This is a genomic window from Spiribacter curvatus (assembly GCF_000485905.1).
GTDB lineage: Bacteria > Pseudomonadota > Gammaproteobacteria > Nitrococcales > Nitrococcaceae > Spiribacter > Spiribacter curvatus.
In genome coordinates this window covers 1,658,346-1,677,099 of record NC_022664.1, presented here as the reverse complement: position 1 = coordinate 1,677,099, position 18,754 = coordinate 1,658,346, and the positions used below count along the sequence as shown (strand labels likewise).

The 18,754-nt window shown below is 63.6% G+C and carries 19 protein-coding genes and 1 pseudogene; all 20 read left to right on the top strand.

Annotation, left to right across the window (positions count from 1 at the left end; genetic code table 11):
* Positions 1–80: 80 nt before the first annotated feature.
* The 20 genes and pseudogenes from rpoB to rplE all read left to right on the top strand — a co-directional run bounded on the left by rpoB (position 81) and on the right by rplE (position 18,742).
* Positions 81–4,148, top strand: coding sequence for a DNA-directed RNA polymerase subunit beta (gene rpoB, locus SPICUR_RS08230; RefSeq protein WP_023367950.1), 4,068 nt, complete (start codon positions 81–83; stop codon positions 4,146–4,148).
* A 13-nt stretch (positions 4,149–4,161) separates the two neighbouring features.
* Positions 4,162–8,412, top strand: coding sequence for a DNA-directed RNA polymerase subunit beta' (rpoC, locus tag SPICUR_RS08225; RefSeq protein WP_023367948.1), 4,251 nt, complete (start codon positions 4,162–4,164; stop codon positions 8,410–8,412).
* 112 nt (positions 8,413–8,524) lie between these two features.
* Positions 8,525–8,899: a 30S ribosomal protein S12 gene (rpsL, locus tag SPICUR_RS08220; RefSeq protein WP_023367946.1), complete on the top strand. Its 375-nt coding sequence runs from the start codon at positions 8,525–8,527 to the stop codon at positions 8,897–8,899.
* A gap of 14 nt (positions 8,900–8,913) precedes the next feature.
* Positions 8,914–9,384, top strand: a complete 471-nt coding sequence (gene rpsG, locus SPICUR_RS08215) for a 30S ribosomal protein S7 (RefSeq protein ID WP_041381843.1) — start codon at positions 8,914–8,916, stop codon at positions 9,382–9,384.
* A gap of 22 nt (positions 9,385–9,406) precedes the next feature.
* Positions 9,407–11,500, top strand: a complete 2,094-nt coding sequence (fusA, locus tag SPICUR_RS08210) for an elongation factor G (RefSeq protein ID WP_023367942.1) — start codon at positions 9,407–9,409, stop codon at positions 11,498–11,500.
* 53 nt (positions 11,501–11,553) lie between these two features.
* A pseudogene (locus tag SPICUR_RS08205) lies at positions 11,554–12,405 on the top strand (elongation factor Tu); the annotation flags it as partial.
* Positions 12,394–12,690, top strand: coding sequence for a 30S ribosomal protein S10 (rpsJ, locus tag SPICUR_RS10150; protein ID WP_257719857.1), 297 nt, complete (start codon positions 12,394–12,396; stop codon positions 12,688–12,690). The pseudogene SPICUR_RS08205 and the gene rpsJ, both read left to right, overlap by 12 nt.
* A gap of 175 nt (positions 12,691–12,865) precedes the next feature.
* Entirely contained in the window at positions 12,866–13,525 is a 660-nt protein-coding gene (rplC, locus tag SPICUR_RS08200; RefSeq protein WP_023367938.1) for a 50S ribosomal protein L3, read from the top strand.
* Positions 13,525–14,133, top strand: coding sequence for a 50S ribosomal protein L4 (gene rplD / locus SPICUR_RS08195; protein WP_023367936.1), 609 nt, complete (start codon positions 13,525–13,527; stop codon positions 14,131–14,133). The genes rplC and rplD overlap by 1 nt, the downstream gene beginning before the upstream one ends.
* A complete protein-coding gene (gene rplW, locus SPICUR_RS08190) occupies positions 14,130–14,429 on the top strand; it encodes a 50S ribosomal protein L23 (RefSeq protein WP_041381841.1) in 300 nt (99 codons plus the stop codon). Before rplD ends, rplW begins: the two co-directional genes overlap by 4 nt.
* 20 nt (positions 14,430–14,449) lie before the next feature.
* Positions 14,450–15,274 (top strand): 50S ribosomal protein L2, encoded by an 825-nt coding sequence (rplB, locus tag SPICUR_RS08185; protein ID WP_041381839.1) that lies wholly within the window; start codon positions 14,450–14,452, stop codon positions 15,272–15,274.
* Positions 15,275–15,294: 20 nt separating this feature from the next.
* Positions 15,295–15,570: a 30S ribosomal protein S19 gene (gene rpsS, locus SPICUR_RS08180; protein WP_023367930.1), complete on the top strand. Its 276-nt coding sequence runs from the start codon at positions 15,295–15,297 to the stop codon at positions 15,568–15,570.
* A 2-nt stretch (positions 15,571–15,572) separates the two neighbouring features.
* Positions 15,573–15,905: a 50S ribosomal protein L22 gene (gene rplV, locus SPICUR_RS08175; protein WP_023367928.1), complete on the top strand. Its 333-nt coding sequence runs from the start codon at positions 15,573–15,575 to the stop codon at positions 15,903–15,905.
* Positions 15,906–15,914: 9 nt separating this feature from the next.
* Entirely contained in the window at positions 15,915–16,577 is a 663-nt protein-coding gene (gene rpsC / locus SPICUR_RS08170; protein WP_023367926.1) for a 30S ribosomal protein S3, read from the top strand.
* Between the two features lie 20 nt (positions 16,578–16,597).
* Positions 16,598–17,011 (top strand): 50S ribosomal protein L16, encoded by a 414-nt coding sequence (gene rplP, locus SPICUR_RS08165; RefSeq protein ID WP_023367924.1) that lies wholly within the window; start codon positions 16,598–16,600, stop codon positions 17,009–17,011.
* Entirely contained in the window at positions 17,011–17,214 is a 204-nt protein-coding gene (gene rpmC, locus SPICUR_RS08160) for a 50S ribosomal protein L29 (RefSeq protein WP_023367922.1), read from the top strand. The genes rplP and rpmC overlap by 1 nt, the downstream gene beginning before the upstream one ends.
* Entirely contained in the window at positions 17,211–17,474 is a 264-nt protein-coding gene (gene rpsQ / locus SPICUR_RS08155; protein ID WP_023367920.1) for a 30S ribosomal protein S17, read from the top strand. The genes rpmC and rpsQ overlap by 4 nt, the downstream gene beginning before the upstream one ends.
* 30 nt (positions 17,475–17,504) lie before the next feature.
* Positions 17,505–17,873, top strand: a complete 369-nt coding sequence (rplN, locus tag SPICUR_RS08150; protein ID WP_023367918.1) for a 50S ribosomal protein L14 — start codon at positions 17,505–17,507, stop codon at positions 17,871–17,873.
* Between the two features lie 2 nt (positions 17,874–17,875).
* Entirely contained in the window at positions 17,876–18,193 is a 318-nt protein-coding gene (gene rplX, locus SPICUR_RS08145) for a 50S ribosomal protein L24 (RefSeq protein ID WP_023367916.1), read from the top strand.
* A gap of 9 nt (positions 18,194–18,202) precedes the next feature.
* Positions 18,203–18,742 (top strand): 50S ribosomal protein L5, encoded by a 540-nt coding sequence (rplE, locus tag SPICUR_RS08140; protein ID WP_023367914.1) that lies wholly within the window; start codon positions 18,203–18,205, stop codon positions 18,740–18,742.
* Positions 18,743–18,754 lie beyond the last annotated feature (12 nt).

Sequence of the window (18,754 nt, the reverse complement as noted above, 5' to 3'; positions counted from 1 at the left end):
TCCAAGTCTGCGAGTACTTGCATTGGGCGAGTCCTCGAAGCCTTGCACACGGCGGACCCCGACCTCGTTGAGGAATCTCGATGGCCTATACGTTTACTGAAAAAAAGCGCATCCGCAATGATTTTGGCAAGCAGCCGAAGGTGTTGGATGTTCCCTATCTGCTGACCTCCCAGATCGAATCCTACCGGGATTTCCTGCAGCTTGAACAGGACCCGGACAAGCGGGACGACAAAGGCCTGCAGGCGGCCCTCGATTCGGTCTTCCCGATCGAGAGCTACTCCGGCAACGCGCGCCTTGAATACGTCAATTACCGCATTGGCGATCCGTCCTTCGACGTCAAGGAGTGTCAGCTCCGCGGCATGACCTATGCAGCACCGCTGCGCGTGCTCGTGCGGCTTGTCATCAACGACAAGGACACCCGCACGGTCAAGGACATCCGTGAGCAGGAAGTCTACATGGGCGAGATGCCGCTCATGACCCGCAACGGCACCTTTGTGATCAATGGCACCGAGCGGGTCATCGTCCAGCAGCTGCATCGCTCGCCGGGCGTGTTCTTCGATCACGACAAGGGCAAGACCCACAGCTCTGGCAAGCTGCTGTTCACCGCCCGGGTGATCCCCTACCGCGGCTCCTGGCTCGACTTCGAGTTCGATCCCAAGGACTCGATCTATGTGCGCATCGACCGCCGCCGCAAGCTGCCGGCCACGGTGCTGCTGCGCGGGCTCGGTTACGACAACGAGCAGATCCTCGACATGTTCTTCGAGAAGAACACCTATCACCTGCGCAAGAAGGGGGCCGATCTGGATCTCGTGCCCGAGCGGCTGCGCGGCGAGACGGCGATGTTCGAGATCAAGGACGGCGAGGGCAACGTCATCGTCGAGAGCGGCCGGCGGATCACCGCCCGCCATATCCGGCAGATGGACAAGGCGGGCCTGAAAAAGCTCCAGGTCCCGGACGACTACCTTGTCGGGCGGGTGCTCGCCGAGGATGTCATCGACAAGTCCACCGGCGAGGTGCTGGCATCGGCCAACACCGAGCTGACCGACGAGCTCGTGCAGGCGCTGCGTGATGGCGGGGTGAAGAAGTTCAACGTCCTGTTCATCAATGATGTCGATCAGGGCCCGTATATCTCCAATACGCTCAACATCGACACCACGACGACGCCGCTGGAAGCGCTCATCGAGATCTATCGGATGATGCGCCCCGGCGAGCCGCCGACCAAGGATGCCGCGGAGAACCTGTTCGCGAACCTGTTCTTCAGTGAGGATCGCTACGATCTCTCCTCGGTCGGGCGGATGAAGTTCAACCTGCGCGTCGGCCGGGACGAGGTCGAGGGCAGTGGCGTGCTCGACAACGACGACATCCTCGCGGTGCTCTCCGAGCTCATCAACATCCGCAACGGCAAGGGAACGGTCGATGACATCGACCATCTCGGTAACCGTCGTGTGCGCTGTGTCGGTGAGATGGCCGAGAACAACTTCCGCATCGGTCTGGTCCGGGTGGAGCGCGCCGTGCGCGAGCGCCTGAGCCTGGCGGAGAGCGAGGGGCTGATGCCCCAGGAGCTGCTCAATGCCAAGCCGGTGGCCGCGGCGATCAAGGAGTTCTTCGGCTCCTCGCAGCTCTCGCAGTTCATGGACCAGAACAATCCGCTCTCGGAGGTCACCCATAAGCGCCGCGTCTCCGCGCTGGGGCCGGGCGGCCTCACCCGCGAGCGGGCCGGGTTCGAGGTGCGCGACGTGCATCCCACCCATTACGGCCGGGTCTGCCCGATCGAGACGCCCGAGGGGCCGAACATCGGCCTGATCAGCTCGCTGGCCTGCTATGCCCGGCTCAATAGCTATGGCTTCCTCGAGACGCCGTATCGGCGGGTGCGTGACGGACAGGTGACGGATCAGGTCGACTACCTCTCCGCGATTGAGGAGAGCCGCTACATCATCGCCCAGGCCAACGCCCGTATCGATGAGAGTGGCCATCTGGTGGACTCGCTGATCTCGATCCGCCATCAGAACGAGTTCGGCATGTCATCGCCGGACAAGGTCCAGTACATGGACGTCTCGCCCAAGCAGATCGTCTCGGTGGCCGCGTCGATGGTGCCGTTCCTCGAGCATGACGACGCCAACCGCGCGCTCATGGGCTCGAACATGCAGCGCCAGGCGGTGCCGACCCTGCGGGCCGAGAAGCCGGTCGTGGGCACCGGCATGGAGCGGGCCGTGGCGGTCGACTCCGGCGTCACCGTGGTGGCCGACCGCGGCGGCATCGTTGATCAGGTCGACGCCGCCCGGGTCGTGGTGCGGGTCAACGATGATGAGGCGCAGTCCGGCGAGCCGGGTGTCGACATCTACAACCTGACCAAGTACACGCGCTCCAACCAGAGCACCTGCCAGAACCAGAAGCCGCTGGTCCGCCCCGGCGACCGCGTGGGTCGCGGCGATGTGCTGGCCGACGGCCCGTCCACCGACATGGGCGAGCTGGCGCTGGGCCAGAACATGCGCGTCGCGTTCATGCCCTGGAATGGCTATAACTTCGAGGACTCGATTCTCATCTCCGAGAATGTGGTCCAGGAGGATCGCTACACCACCATCCACATCGAGGAGCTGACGGCCGTCGCCCGCGACACCAAGCTGGGCTCGGAAGAGGTCACCGCCGACATTCCCAATGTGGGCGAGAGCGCGCTCTCCAAGCTTGATGAGTCGGGCATTGTCTACGTCGGTGCCGAGGTCAAGGCCGGTGACATCCTCGTCGGCAAGGTCACGCCCAAGGGCGAGACCCAGCTGACGCCGGAGGAAAAGCTCCTGCGGGCGATCTTTGGTGAGAAGGCGTCGGATGTGAAGGACACCTCGCAGCGGGTGTCCTCGGGCATGGACGGCACCGTCATCGACGTGCAGGTGTTCACCCGTGATGGCGTCGAGAAGGACGAGCGGGCGCTGTCCATCGAGGCCGATGCGCTGGCCGATGTCCGCAAGGATCTCGATGATCAGTACCGGATCTTCGAGGACGATGCGTTCGCGCGCCTCGAGCAGTCATTGATCGGGCAGGTCGCCGATGGTGGGCCCGAGCAGCTCAGCGCGGGGACCGAGATCACCGCCGATTACCTGCATGGCATCGACCGCCGCCGCTGGTTCGAGATCCGCCTGCGCGATGAGAACGCGATGGCACGGCTCGAGGCGGTCCAGGCCCAGCTCAAGTCGCAGCGTGAGGCGTTCGACGCCCGGCTCGAGGAGAAAAAGGAAAAGATCGGAGCCGGTGATGACCTCGCCCCCGGTGTGCTCAAGATGGTCAAGGTCTATCTGGCCGTGCGCCGTCGCATCCAGGCGGGTGACAAGCTCGCCGGGCGCCACGGCAACAAGGGCGTCATCTCGCGCGTCGTCCCGGTCGAGGACATGCCGTTCTCGGCCGACGGCGAGCCGATCGATGTCGTCCTCTCGCCGCTGGGTGTGCCCTCGCGCATGAACGTCGGCCAGGTCCTTGAGGTGCATCTGGGCTGGGCCGCCAAGGGGCTGGGCCGACGCATCGGTGAGATGCTCGATGCCCGCAGGCAGGTCGATGAGCTGCGCGGCTTCCTCGCGGAGATCTACAACTCCAGCGGCAAGCAGGAGGATCTGGACGCGTTCACCGATGAGGAGATCGTCGAGCTCTGCAACAACCTCCGCGGCGGGGTGCCGATGGCGACACCGGTGTTCGATGGCGCCAATGAGGGCGAGATCAAGAACATGCTGCGGCTCGCGGGTCTGCCGGAGAGCGGCCAGGCGCAGCTCTACGACGGCCGCACCGGTGATGCCTTCGACCGGCCGGTCACCGTGGGCTACATGCACATCCTCAAGCTCAACCATCTGGTCGATGACAAGATGCATGCGCGCTCCACCGGGCCCTACAGCCTGGTCACCCAGCAGCCGCTGGGCGGCAAGGCGCAGTTCGGCGGCCAGCGCTTCGGCGAGATGGAGGTCTGGGCCCTGCAGGCGTATGGCGCCGCCTACACGCTGCAGGAAATGTTGACGGTCAAGTCCGACGACGTCGCCGGCCGGACCAAGATGTACAAAAACATCGTCGATGGCGAGCACCAGATGGAAGCGGGTATGCCCGAATCCTTCAACGTGCTGGTCAAAGAGATTCGCTCCCTCGGTATCGATATCGAGCTCGAGCAGGACTGAACGGGTAGCCGATATGAAAGACCTACTGAATCTGTTCAAACAGCCGGGCGCCCAGCTCGACGACTTTGATGGCATCCGCATTGGATTGGCATCGCCGGAGAAGATCCGGTCGTGGTCGTTTGGCGAGGTGAAAAAACCGGAAACCATCAACTATCGGACGTTCAAGCCGGAGCGGGATGGACTCTTCTGCGCGAAGATCTTCGGCCCCGTCAAGGACTACGAGTGCCTGTGCGGCAAGTACAAGCGCCTCAAGCATCGCGGTGTCGTCTGCGAGAAATGTGGCGTCGAGGTGACACTGGCCAAGGTCCGCCGCGAGCGGATGGGCCATATCGACCTGGCCAGCCCGGCCGCGCATATCTGGTTCCTCAAGTCGCTGCCCTCGCGCATCGGCCTGTTGCTGGATATGACGCTGCGCGATATCGAGCGGATCCTCTATTTCGAGGCCTTTGTGGTCATCGAGCCCAATATGACCCCGCTCAAGAAGGGCCAGCTGCTGAGCGACGAGCAGTATCTCGATGCCATGGAGCAGTATGGCGATGAGTTCGACGCCCGCATGGGCGCCGAGGCGGTGGGCCATCTGCTCAAGAACATCGATCTGCGCGAGGAGACCGACACCCTGCGCGAGCAGATGGATGCGACCAACTCCGAGACCAAGATCAAGCGCCTGTCGAAGCGCCTCAAGCTGGTCGAGTCGTTCCTCGAGTCGGGCAACCGGCCGGAGTGGATGGTGATGTCCGTGCTGCCGGTGCTGCCACCGGATCTGCGGCCGCTGGTGCCGCTCGATGGCGGGCGCTTCGCGACCTCCGATCTCAACGATCTCTACCGCCGGGTCATCAACCGCAACAACCGCCTGCGCCGGCTGCTGGATCTGTCCGCGCCGGACATCATCGTGCGCAACGAAAAGCGCATGCTCCAGGAGTCGGTGGATGCGCTGCTCGACAACGGCCGTCGCGGTCGGGCCATCACCGGCACCAACAAGCGGCCGCTGAAATCGCTGGCGGACATGATCAAGGGCAAGCAGGGCCGCTTCCGGCAGAACCTGCTGGGCAAGCGCGTCGACTACTCCGGTCGTTCCGTGATCGTGGTCGGCCCCACCCTGCGCCTGCACCAGTGCGGGCTGCCCAAGCGCATGGCGCTGGAGCTGTTCAAGCCGTTCATCTTCTCCCGCCTGCAGCGGCTGGGGCTCGCCACCACCATCAAGGCGGCCAAGAAGATGGTCGAGCGCGAGACCGCCGAGGTCTGGGACATCCTTGAGGAGGTGATCCGCGAGCACCCGGTGATGCTCAACCGGGCGCCGACCCTGCATCGCCTGGGCATCCAGGCCTTCGAGCCCGTGCTGGTCGAGGGCAAGGCGGTGCAGCTGCATCCGCTGGTCTGCCCGGCGTTCAATGCCGACTTTGACGGTGACCAGATGGCGGTCCATGTGCCGCTGGCGCTTGAGGCACAGCTTGAGGCCCGGTCGCTGATGATGGCCACCAACAACGTCCTCGCGCCGGCCTCCGGCGAGCCGATCATCGGCGCGTCGCAGGACATCGTGCTGGGGCTCTATTACATGTCGCTGGTGCTGCAGAAGCAGGCCGGTGAGGGCATGACCTTCGCCGATCTCGATGAGGTCCATCGGGCCTACGAAAGTGGCCGGGTGAGCCTTCAGGCGCGGGTCACGGTGCGTATCCACGAGGTGGTGGTCGATGATGAGGGCCAGCGCACCGAGGCCACCCGCCGGGTGGACACCACCGCGGGCCGGGCGCTGATCTACAACATCGTGCCCGAGGGCCTGCCGTTCGATCTGGTCGACCGGGATATGAGCAAGAAGGCCATCTCCGAGATGATCGACCAGTGCTACCGGCGGCTGGGTCTGAAGGCGACGGTGGTCTTCGCCGACCAGATCATGTATCTCGGCTTCCGTATGTCGACCCGCGCCGCGGTGTCCATCGGGATGGAGGACATGGTCGTGCCGGGGGAGAAGGAGCAGATCCTCTCCGATGCCGAGGTCGAGGTGAAGGACATCGAGGATCAGTACGCCTCGGGTCTGGTGACCAACGGTGAGCGCTACAACAAGGTGGTGGACATCTGGTCGCGCACCAACGAGGAAGTCGCGAGCGCGATGATGGAAAAGCTCGGCAAGGAGACCGTCACCGACGCCGAGGACAACGAGATCGTGCAGAAGTCGACCAACTCGATCTTCATGATGGCCGACTCGGGGGCCCGTGGCTCGCCCGCGCAGATCCGCCAGCTGGCGGGCATGCGTGGTCTGATGGCCAAGCCCGATGGCTCGATCATCGAAACGCCGATCACCGCGAACTTCCGCGAGGGGCTGAACGTCCTGCAGTACTTCATCTCCACCCACGGTGCCCGTAAGGGCCTCGCGGACACGGCGCTGAAGACCGCCAACTCGGGCTACCTGACCCGCCGGCTGGTGGACGTCTCCCAGGATCTGGTCGTGACCTCGGAGGACTGCGGCACCCACCGCGGCCTGCGTCTGACACCGTTGATCGAGGGCGGCGACGTGGTCGAGGCCCTGGGTGAGCGGGTGCTGGGCCGGATCGTCGCCCAGGACGTGGTCCAGCCGGGCACCGGCAAGGTGCTCGTCGAGCAGGGTGAGCTCATTGATGAGCGCCGGATCGAGGTGATCGAGAGTGAGGGTGTGGACGAGATCTGGGTCCGCTCGCCGATCACCTGCGAGACGCGTCACGGCGTCTGCTCCGCCTGCTATGGGCGTGATCTGGCGCGCGGGCATCGGGTCAATGTCGGTGAGTCGGTGGGCGTCATTGCCGCGCAGTCGATCGGCGAGCCCGGCACACAGCTGACCATGCGCACCTTCCACATCGGCGGTGCCGCCTCGCGGGCGGCTGCGGTCAGCAACGTCCAGGTCAAGTCCGCCGGTACCGTGCGGCTTCACAACCTCAAGACGGTCGCGCATCAGTCCGGCAACCTCGTGGCGGTGTCGCGCTCCGGCGAGATCACGGTCATGGATGAGGCCGGCCGTGAGCGTGAGCGCTACAAGGTGCCCTATGGCGCCACCATCTCCGTCGCCGAAGAGGAGGCGGTTGATGCGGGCCAGATCGTCGCCAACTGGGATCCGCATACCCACCCGATCGTGACCGAGGTGAAGGGGCGGCTGAAGTTCTACGACTTCGTCGAGGGCGTCACCGTCAACCGGGAGACCGACGAGGTGACGGGGCTGAGCAGCCTGGTGGTGACCGATCCGAAGAGTCGTGGCACCGGCGAGCACGTCCGCGCCAGCACCAACGAGAAGGTGGCCTACAAGGACCTCCGTCCGGTGGTGAAACTGGTCGACGAGGCGGGTAACGACCTCAACCTCGCGGGGACCGAGATCGCGGCCCATTACGCGCTGCCCGCCGGGGCGATCGTGAGCGTCGAGGACAACGCCGAGGTGAATGTGGGCGACGTCATCGCCCGTATCCCGCAGGAGTCGTCGAAGACCCGCGACATCACCGGTGGTCTGCCCCGTGTGGCCGACCTGTTCGAGGCCCGCAAGCCCAAGGAGCCGGCCATTCTCGCCGAGACCTCGGGCACTGTGAGCTTTGGCAAGGACACCAAGGGCAAGCAGCGGCTGGTGCTCACCACACCGGATGGTGAGGAGCATGAGGAGCTGATCCCCAAGCACCGCAACGTCACGGTGTTCGAGGGTGAGTTTGTTGAAAAGGGTGAGGTCATCGCCGATGGCGAGCCCAACCCGCACGACATTCTCCGCCTGCTGGGTGTGGCCGAACTCGCCGCCTACATGGTCAAGGAGATCCAGGACGTCTACCGGCTGCAGGGCGTGAAGATCAACGACAAGCACATCGAGGTGATCAGTCGCCAGATGCTGCGCAAGGTCGAGATCCGCGAGTCCGGTGACACCCGGTATCTGCGCGGCGAGCAGGCGGACTGGGGCCGCGTCGAGGAAGAGAACGAACAGCTCATCGAGCAGGGCCGTGACCCGGCGGTCTGGGAGCCCCAGCTGCTGGGGATCACCAAGGCCTCGCTGGCCACCGATTCGTTCATCTCCGCGGCGTCGTTCCAGGAGACCACGCGGGTGCTCACCGATGCGGCCACCCGCGGGGCGCGGGACGACCTGCGGGGTCTCAAGGAGAACGTGATCGTCGGTCGTCTGATCCCGGCGGGCACGGGCTATGCGTATCACCAGGATCGTCAGCGCCAGCGTCGCGAAACGCCGGCACCGATGATCCCCATGGCGCCACAGTTCGGATTGGGTAACGCCGCGGCGGCGCCTGACACGAGCGACTTGTCGGAAAACTAGCGGGTCAGGGCTTCTGGTTGACACCCATGAAGCCCGATCCTACACTTATCGGCTTTCGCCGGAGCTGGTGTTCCCAGTCCGGCGTTCGTTGAAGGACGGGAGTCAAAACTCTATGGCCACGATCAATCAGCTGGTGCGCAAGCCTCGCAAGCGGCGGCACGAGAAGAGCAACGTGCCGGCGCTTGAGGCCTGTCCTCAGCGGCGAGGCGTCTGCGCCCGCGTCTATACCACCACCCCGAAGAAGCCGAACTCGGCGCTGCGGAAGGTCGCCCGTGTGCGGCTCACCAATGGCTACGAGGTCGCGAGCTACATCGGCGGTGAGGGGCATAACCTCCAGGAGCATTCGGTCGCGCTCATTCGCGGCGGCCGAGTCAAGGACCTTCCCGGTGTGCGCTACCACGTCGTGCGTGGCTCGCTGGACACCGCCGGTGTCAGCAAGCGCCGTCAGGGTCGTTCCAAGTACGGCGCCAAGCGGCCCAAAGGATAAGCGGGTAGTCAATCATGCCGAGAAGAAGAGAAGTACCGAAGCGCAAGGTCCTTGCCGATCCGAAGTACGACAGCGAGATGCTGACGCGCTTTGTGAACATGATCATGCGCGACGGCAAGCGGGCGGTGGCCGAGAAGATCGTCTACACCGCGCTCGACCGCATCGCCGAGAAGAACAGCGGCGAGCCGATGGAAGTCCTCGAGACCGCGCTGGACAAGGTCCGTCCGGTGGTCGAGGTGAAGTCCCGCCGCGTGGGTGGTGCGACCTATCAGGTGCCGGTCGAGGTGCGTCCGCAGCGGCGTAACACGCTCGGCATGCGCTGGGTGATCGAGGCCGCGCGCAAACGGAGTGAGGCCACCATGGGGCACCGTCTCGGCAACGAGCTGCTGGAAGCAGCCGAGGGTCGTGGCAGTGCGGTGAAAAAGCGGGAAGATACCCATCGTATGGCGGAGGCCAACAAGGCCTTCTCCCATTTCCGCTGGTAATCAGGTTCAGGGGTAACAGGTTTTGGCACGCAAAACACCGATCGAGCGCTACCGTAATATCGGCATCATGGCGCATATTGATGCCGGCAAGACAACGGTCACCGAGCGCATTCTCTTCTACACCGGCATCTCCCATAAGATGGGTGAGGTGCATGACGGCGCGGCCGTCATGGACTGGATGGACCAGGAGCAGGAGCGTGGCATCACCATTACTTCTGCGGCCACGACCACGTTCTGGCGCGGCATGGACCAGCAGTACCCCGAGACGCGCATCAACATCATCGACACGCCCGGGCACGTGGACTTCACCATCGAGGTCGAGCGCTCCCTCCGGGTGCTCGACGGCGCCGTCTGTGTGCTCGATGCCAACGCCGGCGTCGAGCCGCAGACCGAGACCGTCTGGCGGCAGGCGAACCGCTATGGCGTTCCGCGCATGGTGTTCGTCAACAAGATGGACAAGATGGGCTCCGACTTCTTCCGCTGCGTGGACATGCTCAAGCAGCGGCTCGGCTGCAACGCCGTGCCGGTCCAGCTGCCGATTGGCGCCGAGGACAACTTCGCCGGCGTGATCGACCTGATCCGCCAGAAGGCGATTTACTGGAACGAGAAGGACATGGGGACGACCTACGAAGAGGTCGAGATCCCCGCCGAGCTTACCGACGACGCGGCCAGATACCGTGAGGCCCTCGTCGAGGCGGCGGCCGAGGCCAGTGAAGAGATGATGGATAAGTACATCGGCGGCGAAGCGCTGACCGTTGACGAGATCAATCATGGCCTGCGCGTGCAGACCATCGCCAACGAGGTGGTCCCGGTCCTCTGTGGTTCGGCGTTCAAGAACAAGGGCGTCCAGGCCATGCTCGACGCGGTGGTCGAGTACATGCCGTCGCCGAGTGAGGTCCCGGACATCGAGGGGGAGCTCGAGGACGGCAGCACGGTCATCCGTGAGTCCAACGACGATGAGCCGTTCGCGGCACTGGCGTTCAAGATCGCCACCGACCCCTATGTGGGGACACTGACGTTCTTCCGCGTCTACTCGGGCGTGGTCAAGACCGGCGACACCGTCTACAACCCGGTCAAGGGCAAGAAGGAGCGCCTCGGTCGTATCGTTCAGATGCACTCCAAGGAGCGCAAGGAGATCAGCGAGGTCCGCGCCGGCGACATCGCCGCGGCGATCGGTCTCAAGGACATTACGACGGGCGAGACGATCTGTGATAACAGCAATCGCGTGACCCTGGAGCGCATGGAGTTCCCGGATCCGGTGATTTCCGTGGCGGTCGAGCCCAAGACCAAGAGCGACCAGGAGAAGATGGGGATCGCGCTGGGCAAGCTGGCCCAGGAGGACCCGTCATTCCAGGTGCGCACCGATGAGGAGTCGGGGCAGACGATCATCTCCGGGATGGGTGAGCTGCATCTCGAGATCATCGTCGACCGGCTCAAGCGCGAGTTCAAGGTGGAAGCCAAGGTCGGTGAGCCTCAGGTGGCTTATCGCGAGGCCATCCGCAAGCCCATCGAGGTGGAAGGCAAGTTCGTGCGCCAGTCGGGCGGCCGGGGTCAGTACGGCCACGTCTGGATCCGCATGAAGCCACGCGATCGGGGCGAGGGTTACGAGTTCCGCAACAAGATCGTTGGCGGTGTCGTGCCCAAGGAATACATCCCGTCGGTTGATAAGGGCATTCAGGAGCAGATGGAGAGCGGCGTGCTCGCCGGGTTCCCGGTGGTCGACCTCGAGGTCGAGCTGTTCGATGGCTCCTACCATGATGTCGACTCCTCGGAGATGGCCTTCAAGATCGCCGGCTCGATGGCCTTCAAGGACGGCTTCATGAAGGGTGATCCGGTGCTGCTCGAGCCGATGATGAAGGTCGAGGTGACGACACCGGAGGACTTCATGGGGGACGTCATGGGCGACGTGACCCGCCGGCGCGGCACGCTGCAGGGCATGGAGGATGGCCCGGGTGGCAAGATCATCCGCGCCGCGGTGCCGCTCAAGGAGATGTTCGGTTATGCTACCGACCTCCGTTCGGCGACGCAGGGCCGGGCCGCCTACTCCATGGAGTTCGACGGCTATGCCGAGGCGCCCAACAGCATCGCGGAAGAAGTGATTAAAAAGGCCGGCTGAGCGACAGGCTCGGTCGGGGTGGATTCTTTGATTTGACGGGTAAGAGGTGAACCGTGGCCAAGGCGAAATTTGAGCGCAGCAAGCCGCACGTAAACGTTGGCACGATTGGTCATGTTGACCATGGCAAGACGACGCTGACGGCGGCGATGACGAAGGTTCTGGCGGCCGAGTACGGCGGTGTTGCACAGGACTTCAGCATGATCGACAACGCCCCTGAGGAGCGTGAGCGGGGTATCACCATTGCCACCGCGCACGTGGAGTACGAGACCCACGACCGGCATTACGCGCATGTCGACTGCCCCGGGCATGCCGACTATGTGAAGAATATGATCACCGGTGCCGCGCAGATGGACGGGGCGATCCTGGTGGTCTCGGCGGCCGACGGGCCGATGCCCCAGACCCGTGAGCATATCCTGCTCGCGCGTCAGGTGGGCGTGCCCTCCATGGTGGTGTTCCTGAACAAGGCGGACATGGTGGACGATGCCGAGCTGCTTGAGCTCGTCGAGATGGAGGTCCGTGAGCTGCTCTCGAGCTATGACTTCCCGGGCGACGACATCCCGATCATCACCGGCTCGGCGCTGAAGGCGCTCGAGGGGGACACCGGCGAGATGGGCTCGCAGGCGATCGTCAAGCTCGTCCAGGCGATGGATGCCTACATGCCGGAGCCGGAGCGGGCCGTGGACGGTGCGTTCCTGATGCCGATCGAGGATGTGTTCTCGATCTCGGGCCGCGGCACCGTGGTCACGGGCCGTGTGGAGCGTGGCATCATCAAGACCGGCTCGGATGTCGAGATCGTTGGCATCAACAAGACCACCAAGACGGTGGTGACCGGGGTGGAGATGTTCCGCAAGCTGCTCGACGAGGGATCGGTTATGGCATCAAATAATCAGAAGATTCGCATCCGCCTCAAGGCGTTCGACCACCGGCTGATCGATCAGTCGGCCCGAGAGATCGTCGAGACGGCCAAGCGCACCGGGGCCCAGATTCAGGGTCCGGTGCCCTTGCCGACGAAGAAGGAAAGGTATACTGTACTGATCTCGCCGCACGTTAATAAAGACGCGCGCGATCAGTACGAGATTCGGACTCACAAGCGGTTGATGGACATCATCGACCCGACGGACAAGACGGTCGACGCGCTTATGAAGCTCGACCTCGCCGCCGGTGTCGACGTGCAGATCAAGCTCTCCTGAGTTTCGGGGAACTACTCCGGCACTGGTCACTGACCAGCCCGCCGGGGCGGGCCTCTTTAGGCCGGCCAATGCCGGCATCAATTCGACAGAAACAATTCGGTTGATGATCGCCTGGCAGGTGAGGTGTATCCGCATCTGTGCCGATCAGGTCAGCCGATAGAAGAGGATAGCGACGATGGCAATCGGAATCGTCGGCCGCAAACGCGGCATGACGCGGGTTTTTACGGATACGGGTGAGTCGATACCCGTGACGGTGGTGGAAGCCACTCCGAACCGTGTCACGCAGATCAAAGCGGAACATAATGACGGCTACAGCGCCGTGCAGGTCACCGTTGGCGAGCGTCGTCCCAACCGTGTCAACCGGGCCATTGCCGGGCATGTCGCCAAGGCCGGTGTCGAGATGGGGCGCGGGCTCTGGGAATTCCGTCTGGACAGCGATGCCGATGTCGGCGTCGAGTCAGGCGGTGCGCTGACGGTGGAGCAGTTCGAGGCCGGTGGGCTTGTCGATGTGACAGGCACCTCCAAGGGCAAGGGCTTCGCGGGCACGGTCAAGCGTCATAACTTCCACACGCAGGACAACTCCCACGGCAACTCGACGGCCCATCGTGCGCCAGGCTCCATTGGCCAGGCACAGGATCCGGGGCGCGTCTTTCCCGGCAAGAAGATGTCGGGGCAGATGGGTAATGTTCGTGAGACGACGCAGAACCTTGAGGTGGTTCGGGTCGATGCCGAACGCAACCTGCTTTTGATCCGTGGCGCGGTTCCCGGTCCAGCTGACGCCGACGTCATCGTTCGGCCAGCGGTCAAGCAGCTCGCTGCGGCGGGAGGTAACTGATGCAGCTTACATTGCAGGGTGATGGCTCAACCATCGAGGTATCGGAGACCGTGCTGGGTGCCGATTACCGCGAACCGCTCGTCCATCAGGTCGTGGTGTCCTATCTCTCCGGCGCCCGCGCCGGAACGAAGGCACAGAAGACCCGTTCGGAGGTGAGCGGCGGCGGCGTCAAGCCGTGGCGGCAGAAAGGCACCGGCCGGGCGCGCGCCGGCACCATCCGCAGCCCGCTCTGGCGCAGCGGTGGCCAGACCTTCGCGGCCAAGCCGCGCGACCATTCGGTCAAGGTCAACCGGAAGATGTATCGGGGCGCGCTGCGCTCGATCCTCTCCGAGCTCCTCCGGCAGGAGCGGCTGCAGGTGGTCACGGCGTTCGAGCTCGACAGCCCCCGGACCCGGGATGCGCTGGAGAAGGTGCGCTCGGTCGCGGGTAGCGACGACGTGCTGATCGTGGATACCGAGGTATCGGAATCGCTCTATCTCGCCGTCCGCAATCTGCCCAGGGTGGATGTGCGGGATACGGTCGGGCTCGACCCGGTGACGCTCCTGGCGCACGAGAACGTCGTCATGACAACGGATGCGCTGCGGCGTGTTGAGGAGTGGCTCGCATGAATCAGGAACGGATGTACCAGGTGCTCCGCGGCCCGCACGTCTCTGAGAAGAGCACGGTGATCGCCGACGAGGCCAACCAGGTCGCCTTCAAGGTCGCGCGGGACGCGACCAAGCGTGAGATCAAGGCCGCCGTCGAGCAGCTGTTTGAGGTAGCGGTCCGCGACGTGCGCGTCGCGAACGTCAACGGCAAGCGCAAGAACTTCGGCCGGATTCAGGGTCGTCGTCCCGATTGGAAAAAGGCCTATGTAGCGCTCGAAGAGGGCTATGAGCTGGATTTCATCGGCGGCGTGGAATAAGCGAACAGGACTGAACGATCATGGCAGTGCGTAAAGCAAAACCCACTTCCCCCGGGCGGCGGTTCGTCGCCCAGCCGGTGAAGAGCGGGCTGTATCGGGGTGAGCCCTATGCGCCCCTGGTCCGGAAGCTGAATAAGAGCGGCGGCCGGAACAACCAGGGTCGAATCACGACGCGCCATATCGGTGGCGGTCACAAGCGGCGTTACCGGGACATCGATTTCCGGCGCAACAAGGAAGATATTCCGGCGCGTGTCGAGCGGCTCGAGTACGACCCGAACCGCAGCGCGAATATCGCCCTGCTGCTGTATCGGGACGGCGAGCGGCGCTACATCATCGCGCCCAAGAATCTGAAGGTCGGCCAGGAAGTGCGCTCCGGCCAGGGCTCGCCGATCAAGCCCGGCAACGCCATGCCGCTGCGCAGCATCCCGCTGGGTACGCAGGTGCATTGCATCGAGATGCGCCCGGGCAAGGGGGCGCAGATGGCGCGCTCAGCCGGCGCCGGTGTCCAGCTCGTCGCTCGTGGGGGTGCGTACGCGACGCTGCGGCTGCGGTCGGGTGAGATGCGCAAGGTGCTCAGCGAGTGCCGGGCGACCATTGGCGAGGTCAGCAATTCGGAGCATTCGCTCCGCTCGCTGGGTAAGGCAGGCGCAACGCGCATCGCCGGCCGTCGGCCGACGGTCCGCGGCGTGGTCATGAACCCGGTGGACCATCCCCACGGTGGTGGTGAAGGGCGGACCTCCGGGGGGCGTCATCCGGTGACCCCATGGGGGATTCCGACGAAGGGTCACAAGACCCGCAGCAACAAGCGCACCGATAAGCTTATCGTGCGCCGTCGCAAACGCTAACGGAAAGGGGTGGATCAGAAGTGCCACGCTCGATTCGAAAAGGCCCGTTTATCGATACGCACCTCCTGAAGAAGGTTCAGGTGGCGGCGGAGGCCAACAGTAAGCGCCCGATCAAGACCTGGTCGCGGCGATCCATGGTAGTCCCGGAGATGGTTGGTCTGACCATTGCGGTACATAACGGCCGTCAGCATGTGCCGGTGCTTGTGAACGAGAACATGGTCGGCCACAAGCTCGGGGAGTTCGCGTCGACGCGGACATTCAAGGGCCATCAGGCCGACAAGAAGGCGAAGAGGTAAGCATGGAAACGGCGGCCAGGCTTCGATACGCGATCATTTCGCCGCAGAAAGTGCGGCTTCTTGCCGACCAGATCCGGGGGCTGCCGGTTTCGCGCGCCCTGGAGGTGCTCGAGTTCAGTCCCCGCAAGGCGTCGGGCATCGTGCGCAAGGTGGTTGATTCGGCGATCGCCAATGCGGAACACAACAACGGGGCGGATATCGATGAGCTGCGCATCGCGCGCATCCAGGTCGACGAAGGCCCGATGTACAAGCGGATTCAGCCAAGGGCCAAGGGCTCGGCGAATCGTATCCTGAAGCGGACGAGCCACATTACTGTGGCCGTTGCTGAGGACTAGGGGTAAGGAATGGGACACAAGGTTCATCCAACCGGGTTCCGGCTCGGTATCACCGAAGACTGGCGGTCCATGTGGTTTGCGAACAGCAATCGCTTCGGCGATCAGCTGCATACCGATCACAAGATCCGCAAGTTCATCCGCGAGCGGCTCTCGCATGCGTCGATCAGCAAGATCCGGATCGAGCGGCCCGCGAAGAATGCCCTGATTACGATTCACACGGCGCGCCCGGGCATCGTCATCGGCAAGAAGGGTGAGGACATTGACCGTCTTCGCCGGCAGCTGTCCGAGCGGATGGGTATCCCGGTTCACGTCAACATCGAAGAGATCCGCAAGCCGGAGCTCGATGCGCAGCTCGTCGCCGACAATGTCGCCCAGCAGCTGGAGCGCCGCATCATGTTCCGGCGCGCGATGAAGCGCGCGGTGGGCAACGCCATGCGGATCGGCTCAAAGGGCATCAAGATCCAGGTGGGCGGACGTCTGAACGGCTCCGAGATCGCGCGCAGTGAGTGGTATCGCGAGGGGCGTGTGCCGCTGCATACGCTTCGCGCCGACATCGACTATGGATTTGCCGAAGCCATGACCACTTACGGTGTGATCGGCGTCAAGGTCTGGGTGTTCAAGGGCGAAATCCTCGATACCGATACGGCGCCGAACCAGCGGGCCGCCAGCTAGGCGGTTAAAAGGAGTCAGTCATGCTTCAGCCAAAGCGTACCAAGTTCAGGAAACAGCAGAAGGGCCGGAACAACGGTCTTGCGACCCGCGGCGACAAGGTCAACTTCGGGGAATTCGGCCTCAAGTCGACCACGCGTGGTCCGGTCACGGCCCGCCAGATCGAGGCGGGGCGTCGCGCCATCAACCGCCACGTCCGGCGTGGCGGCAAGATCTGGATCCGGATTTTCCCGGACGCCCCGATCACCTCAAAGCCGCTGGAAGTCCGGCAGGGTAAGGGTAAGGGCAACGTCGACCACTGGGCCGCGAAGGTCCAGCCCGGTCGTGTGATCTATGAAATCGAGGGCGTGTCGGAAGAGGTCGCCCGCGAGGCGTTCCGCCGCGCGGCTGCCAAGCTGCCCGTGCACACCCGGTTCGTCGAACGGACGGTGATGTAATGAAGGCGAATGAGTTGCGGGACAAGACGGTCGAGGGCCTGGAGCAGGAACTCCTCGAGCGTCGCAAGGAGCAGTTCAATCTGCGGATGCAGCAGGCCACGGGTCAGCTCGCTCGGCCCGACCAGATGACACGGGTGCGCCGCGAGATCGCGCGCATCAAGACCGTGCTCAACGAGAAGACCAAGGGTGGCAACGAGTCATGAGTAAGAACGAGAGCGTCAAGCGCACGGTCAACGGCCGCGTGGTGAGCACGGCGATGGACAAGACGATCACCGTCGTCGTCGAGCGACTCGTCCCGCATCCGCTGTATGGCAAGTACATCCGGCGGACGACCAAGGTCCACGCGCATGACGAGGAAAACGTCTGCCAGAAGGGAGACTGGGTGTCGGTCGTGGAATGCCGCCCCGTCTCGAAACAGAAAACCTGGCAGCTTGTGGACGTGCTCGAACGGCCCGCCCAATAAGCAACGACCAATCATAGAGAGTCAATCGCCATGATTCAGATGCAGACGCTGCTAGGCGCGGCGGATAACAGCGGAGCCCGGGAGGTCCAGTGCGTGAAAGTCCTGGGCGGTTCCAAGCGCCGCTACGCCGGCATCGGCGACATCATCAAAGTCAGCGTCAAGGACGCCATCCCGCGTGGTCGCGTGAAAAAGGGTGAGGTCTATAACGCTGTCGTTGTCCGTACGAAGCGCGGCGTGCGTCGTCAGGACGGGTCGCTGATCCGCTTTGATGGCAATGCGGCCGTGCTGTTGAACGCGAACCTCCAGCCGGTCGGTACCCGTGTGTTCGGTCCGGTGACGCGTGAACTGCGCACCGAGCGTTTCATGCGAATCATCTCTCTGGCCCCGGAGGTGCTGTAACGATGCAGAAGATTAAGGCCGGTGACGAAGTCATGGTGATCGCGGGCAAGGATAAGGGTCGGCGCGGGCGCGTCATCCGTGTCATGCCGGATCGGGATGGCGTCGTTGTCGAGAACGCGAACAAGGTGAAAAAGCACAAGCGGGCGAATCCCCAGGCCAATGATTCCGGCGGGATCATTGAGCAGGAGAAGCCGCTGCATCGCTCCAACGTAGCGATTTACAACCCGAGCACCGGTCAGCCTGACCGCGTCGGTGTTCGAGTGGGTGAAGACGGCCGCCGCGTGCGCTTCTTCAAATCCGACAACACGCTGATTGATTAGGGTATCGAGATGGCCAGATTGCGTGAGCAATACACAAACAAGATCGTTGGGACGCTGTCGCAGCGGTTCGAGTATGCCAACCCGATGCAGGTGCCACGGCTCGATAAGATCGTCGTCAACATTGGCCTCGGTGAAGCGATCCGCGACAAGAAGGTCGTCGACAACGCGGCGTCCGACCTGTCACTGGTGACCGGGCAGAAGCCGATCGTGACCTATACGCGCAAGGCGGTCGCCGGGTTCAAGATCCGCGAGGGCTGGCCGATCGGTGTGAAGGTCACGCTGCGCCGGGACCGGATGTATGAATTCCTCGATCGGCTGGTGAACATCGCCGCCCCGCGGATCCGTGACTTTCGTGGCTTCTCGCCGCGCTCGTTCGACGGCCGTGGCAATTACAACCTCGGGATCGGCGAGCAGCTCGTGTTCCCGGAGCTTGAATTCGACAAGATCGACGCAGTCCGCGGTATGGATATCGCGATCGGCACTACAGCAGTTAAGGACGAGGAAGCCATGGCCCTTCTGGAGGGCTTTGGATTCCCGTTCCGCAAGTAAAGAGGGCAGGAA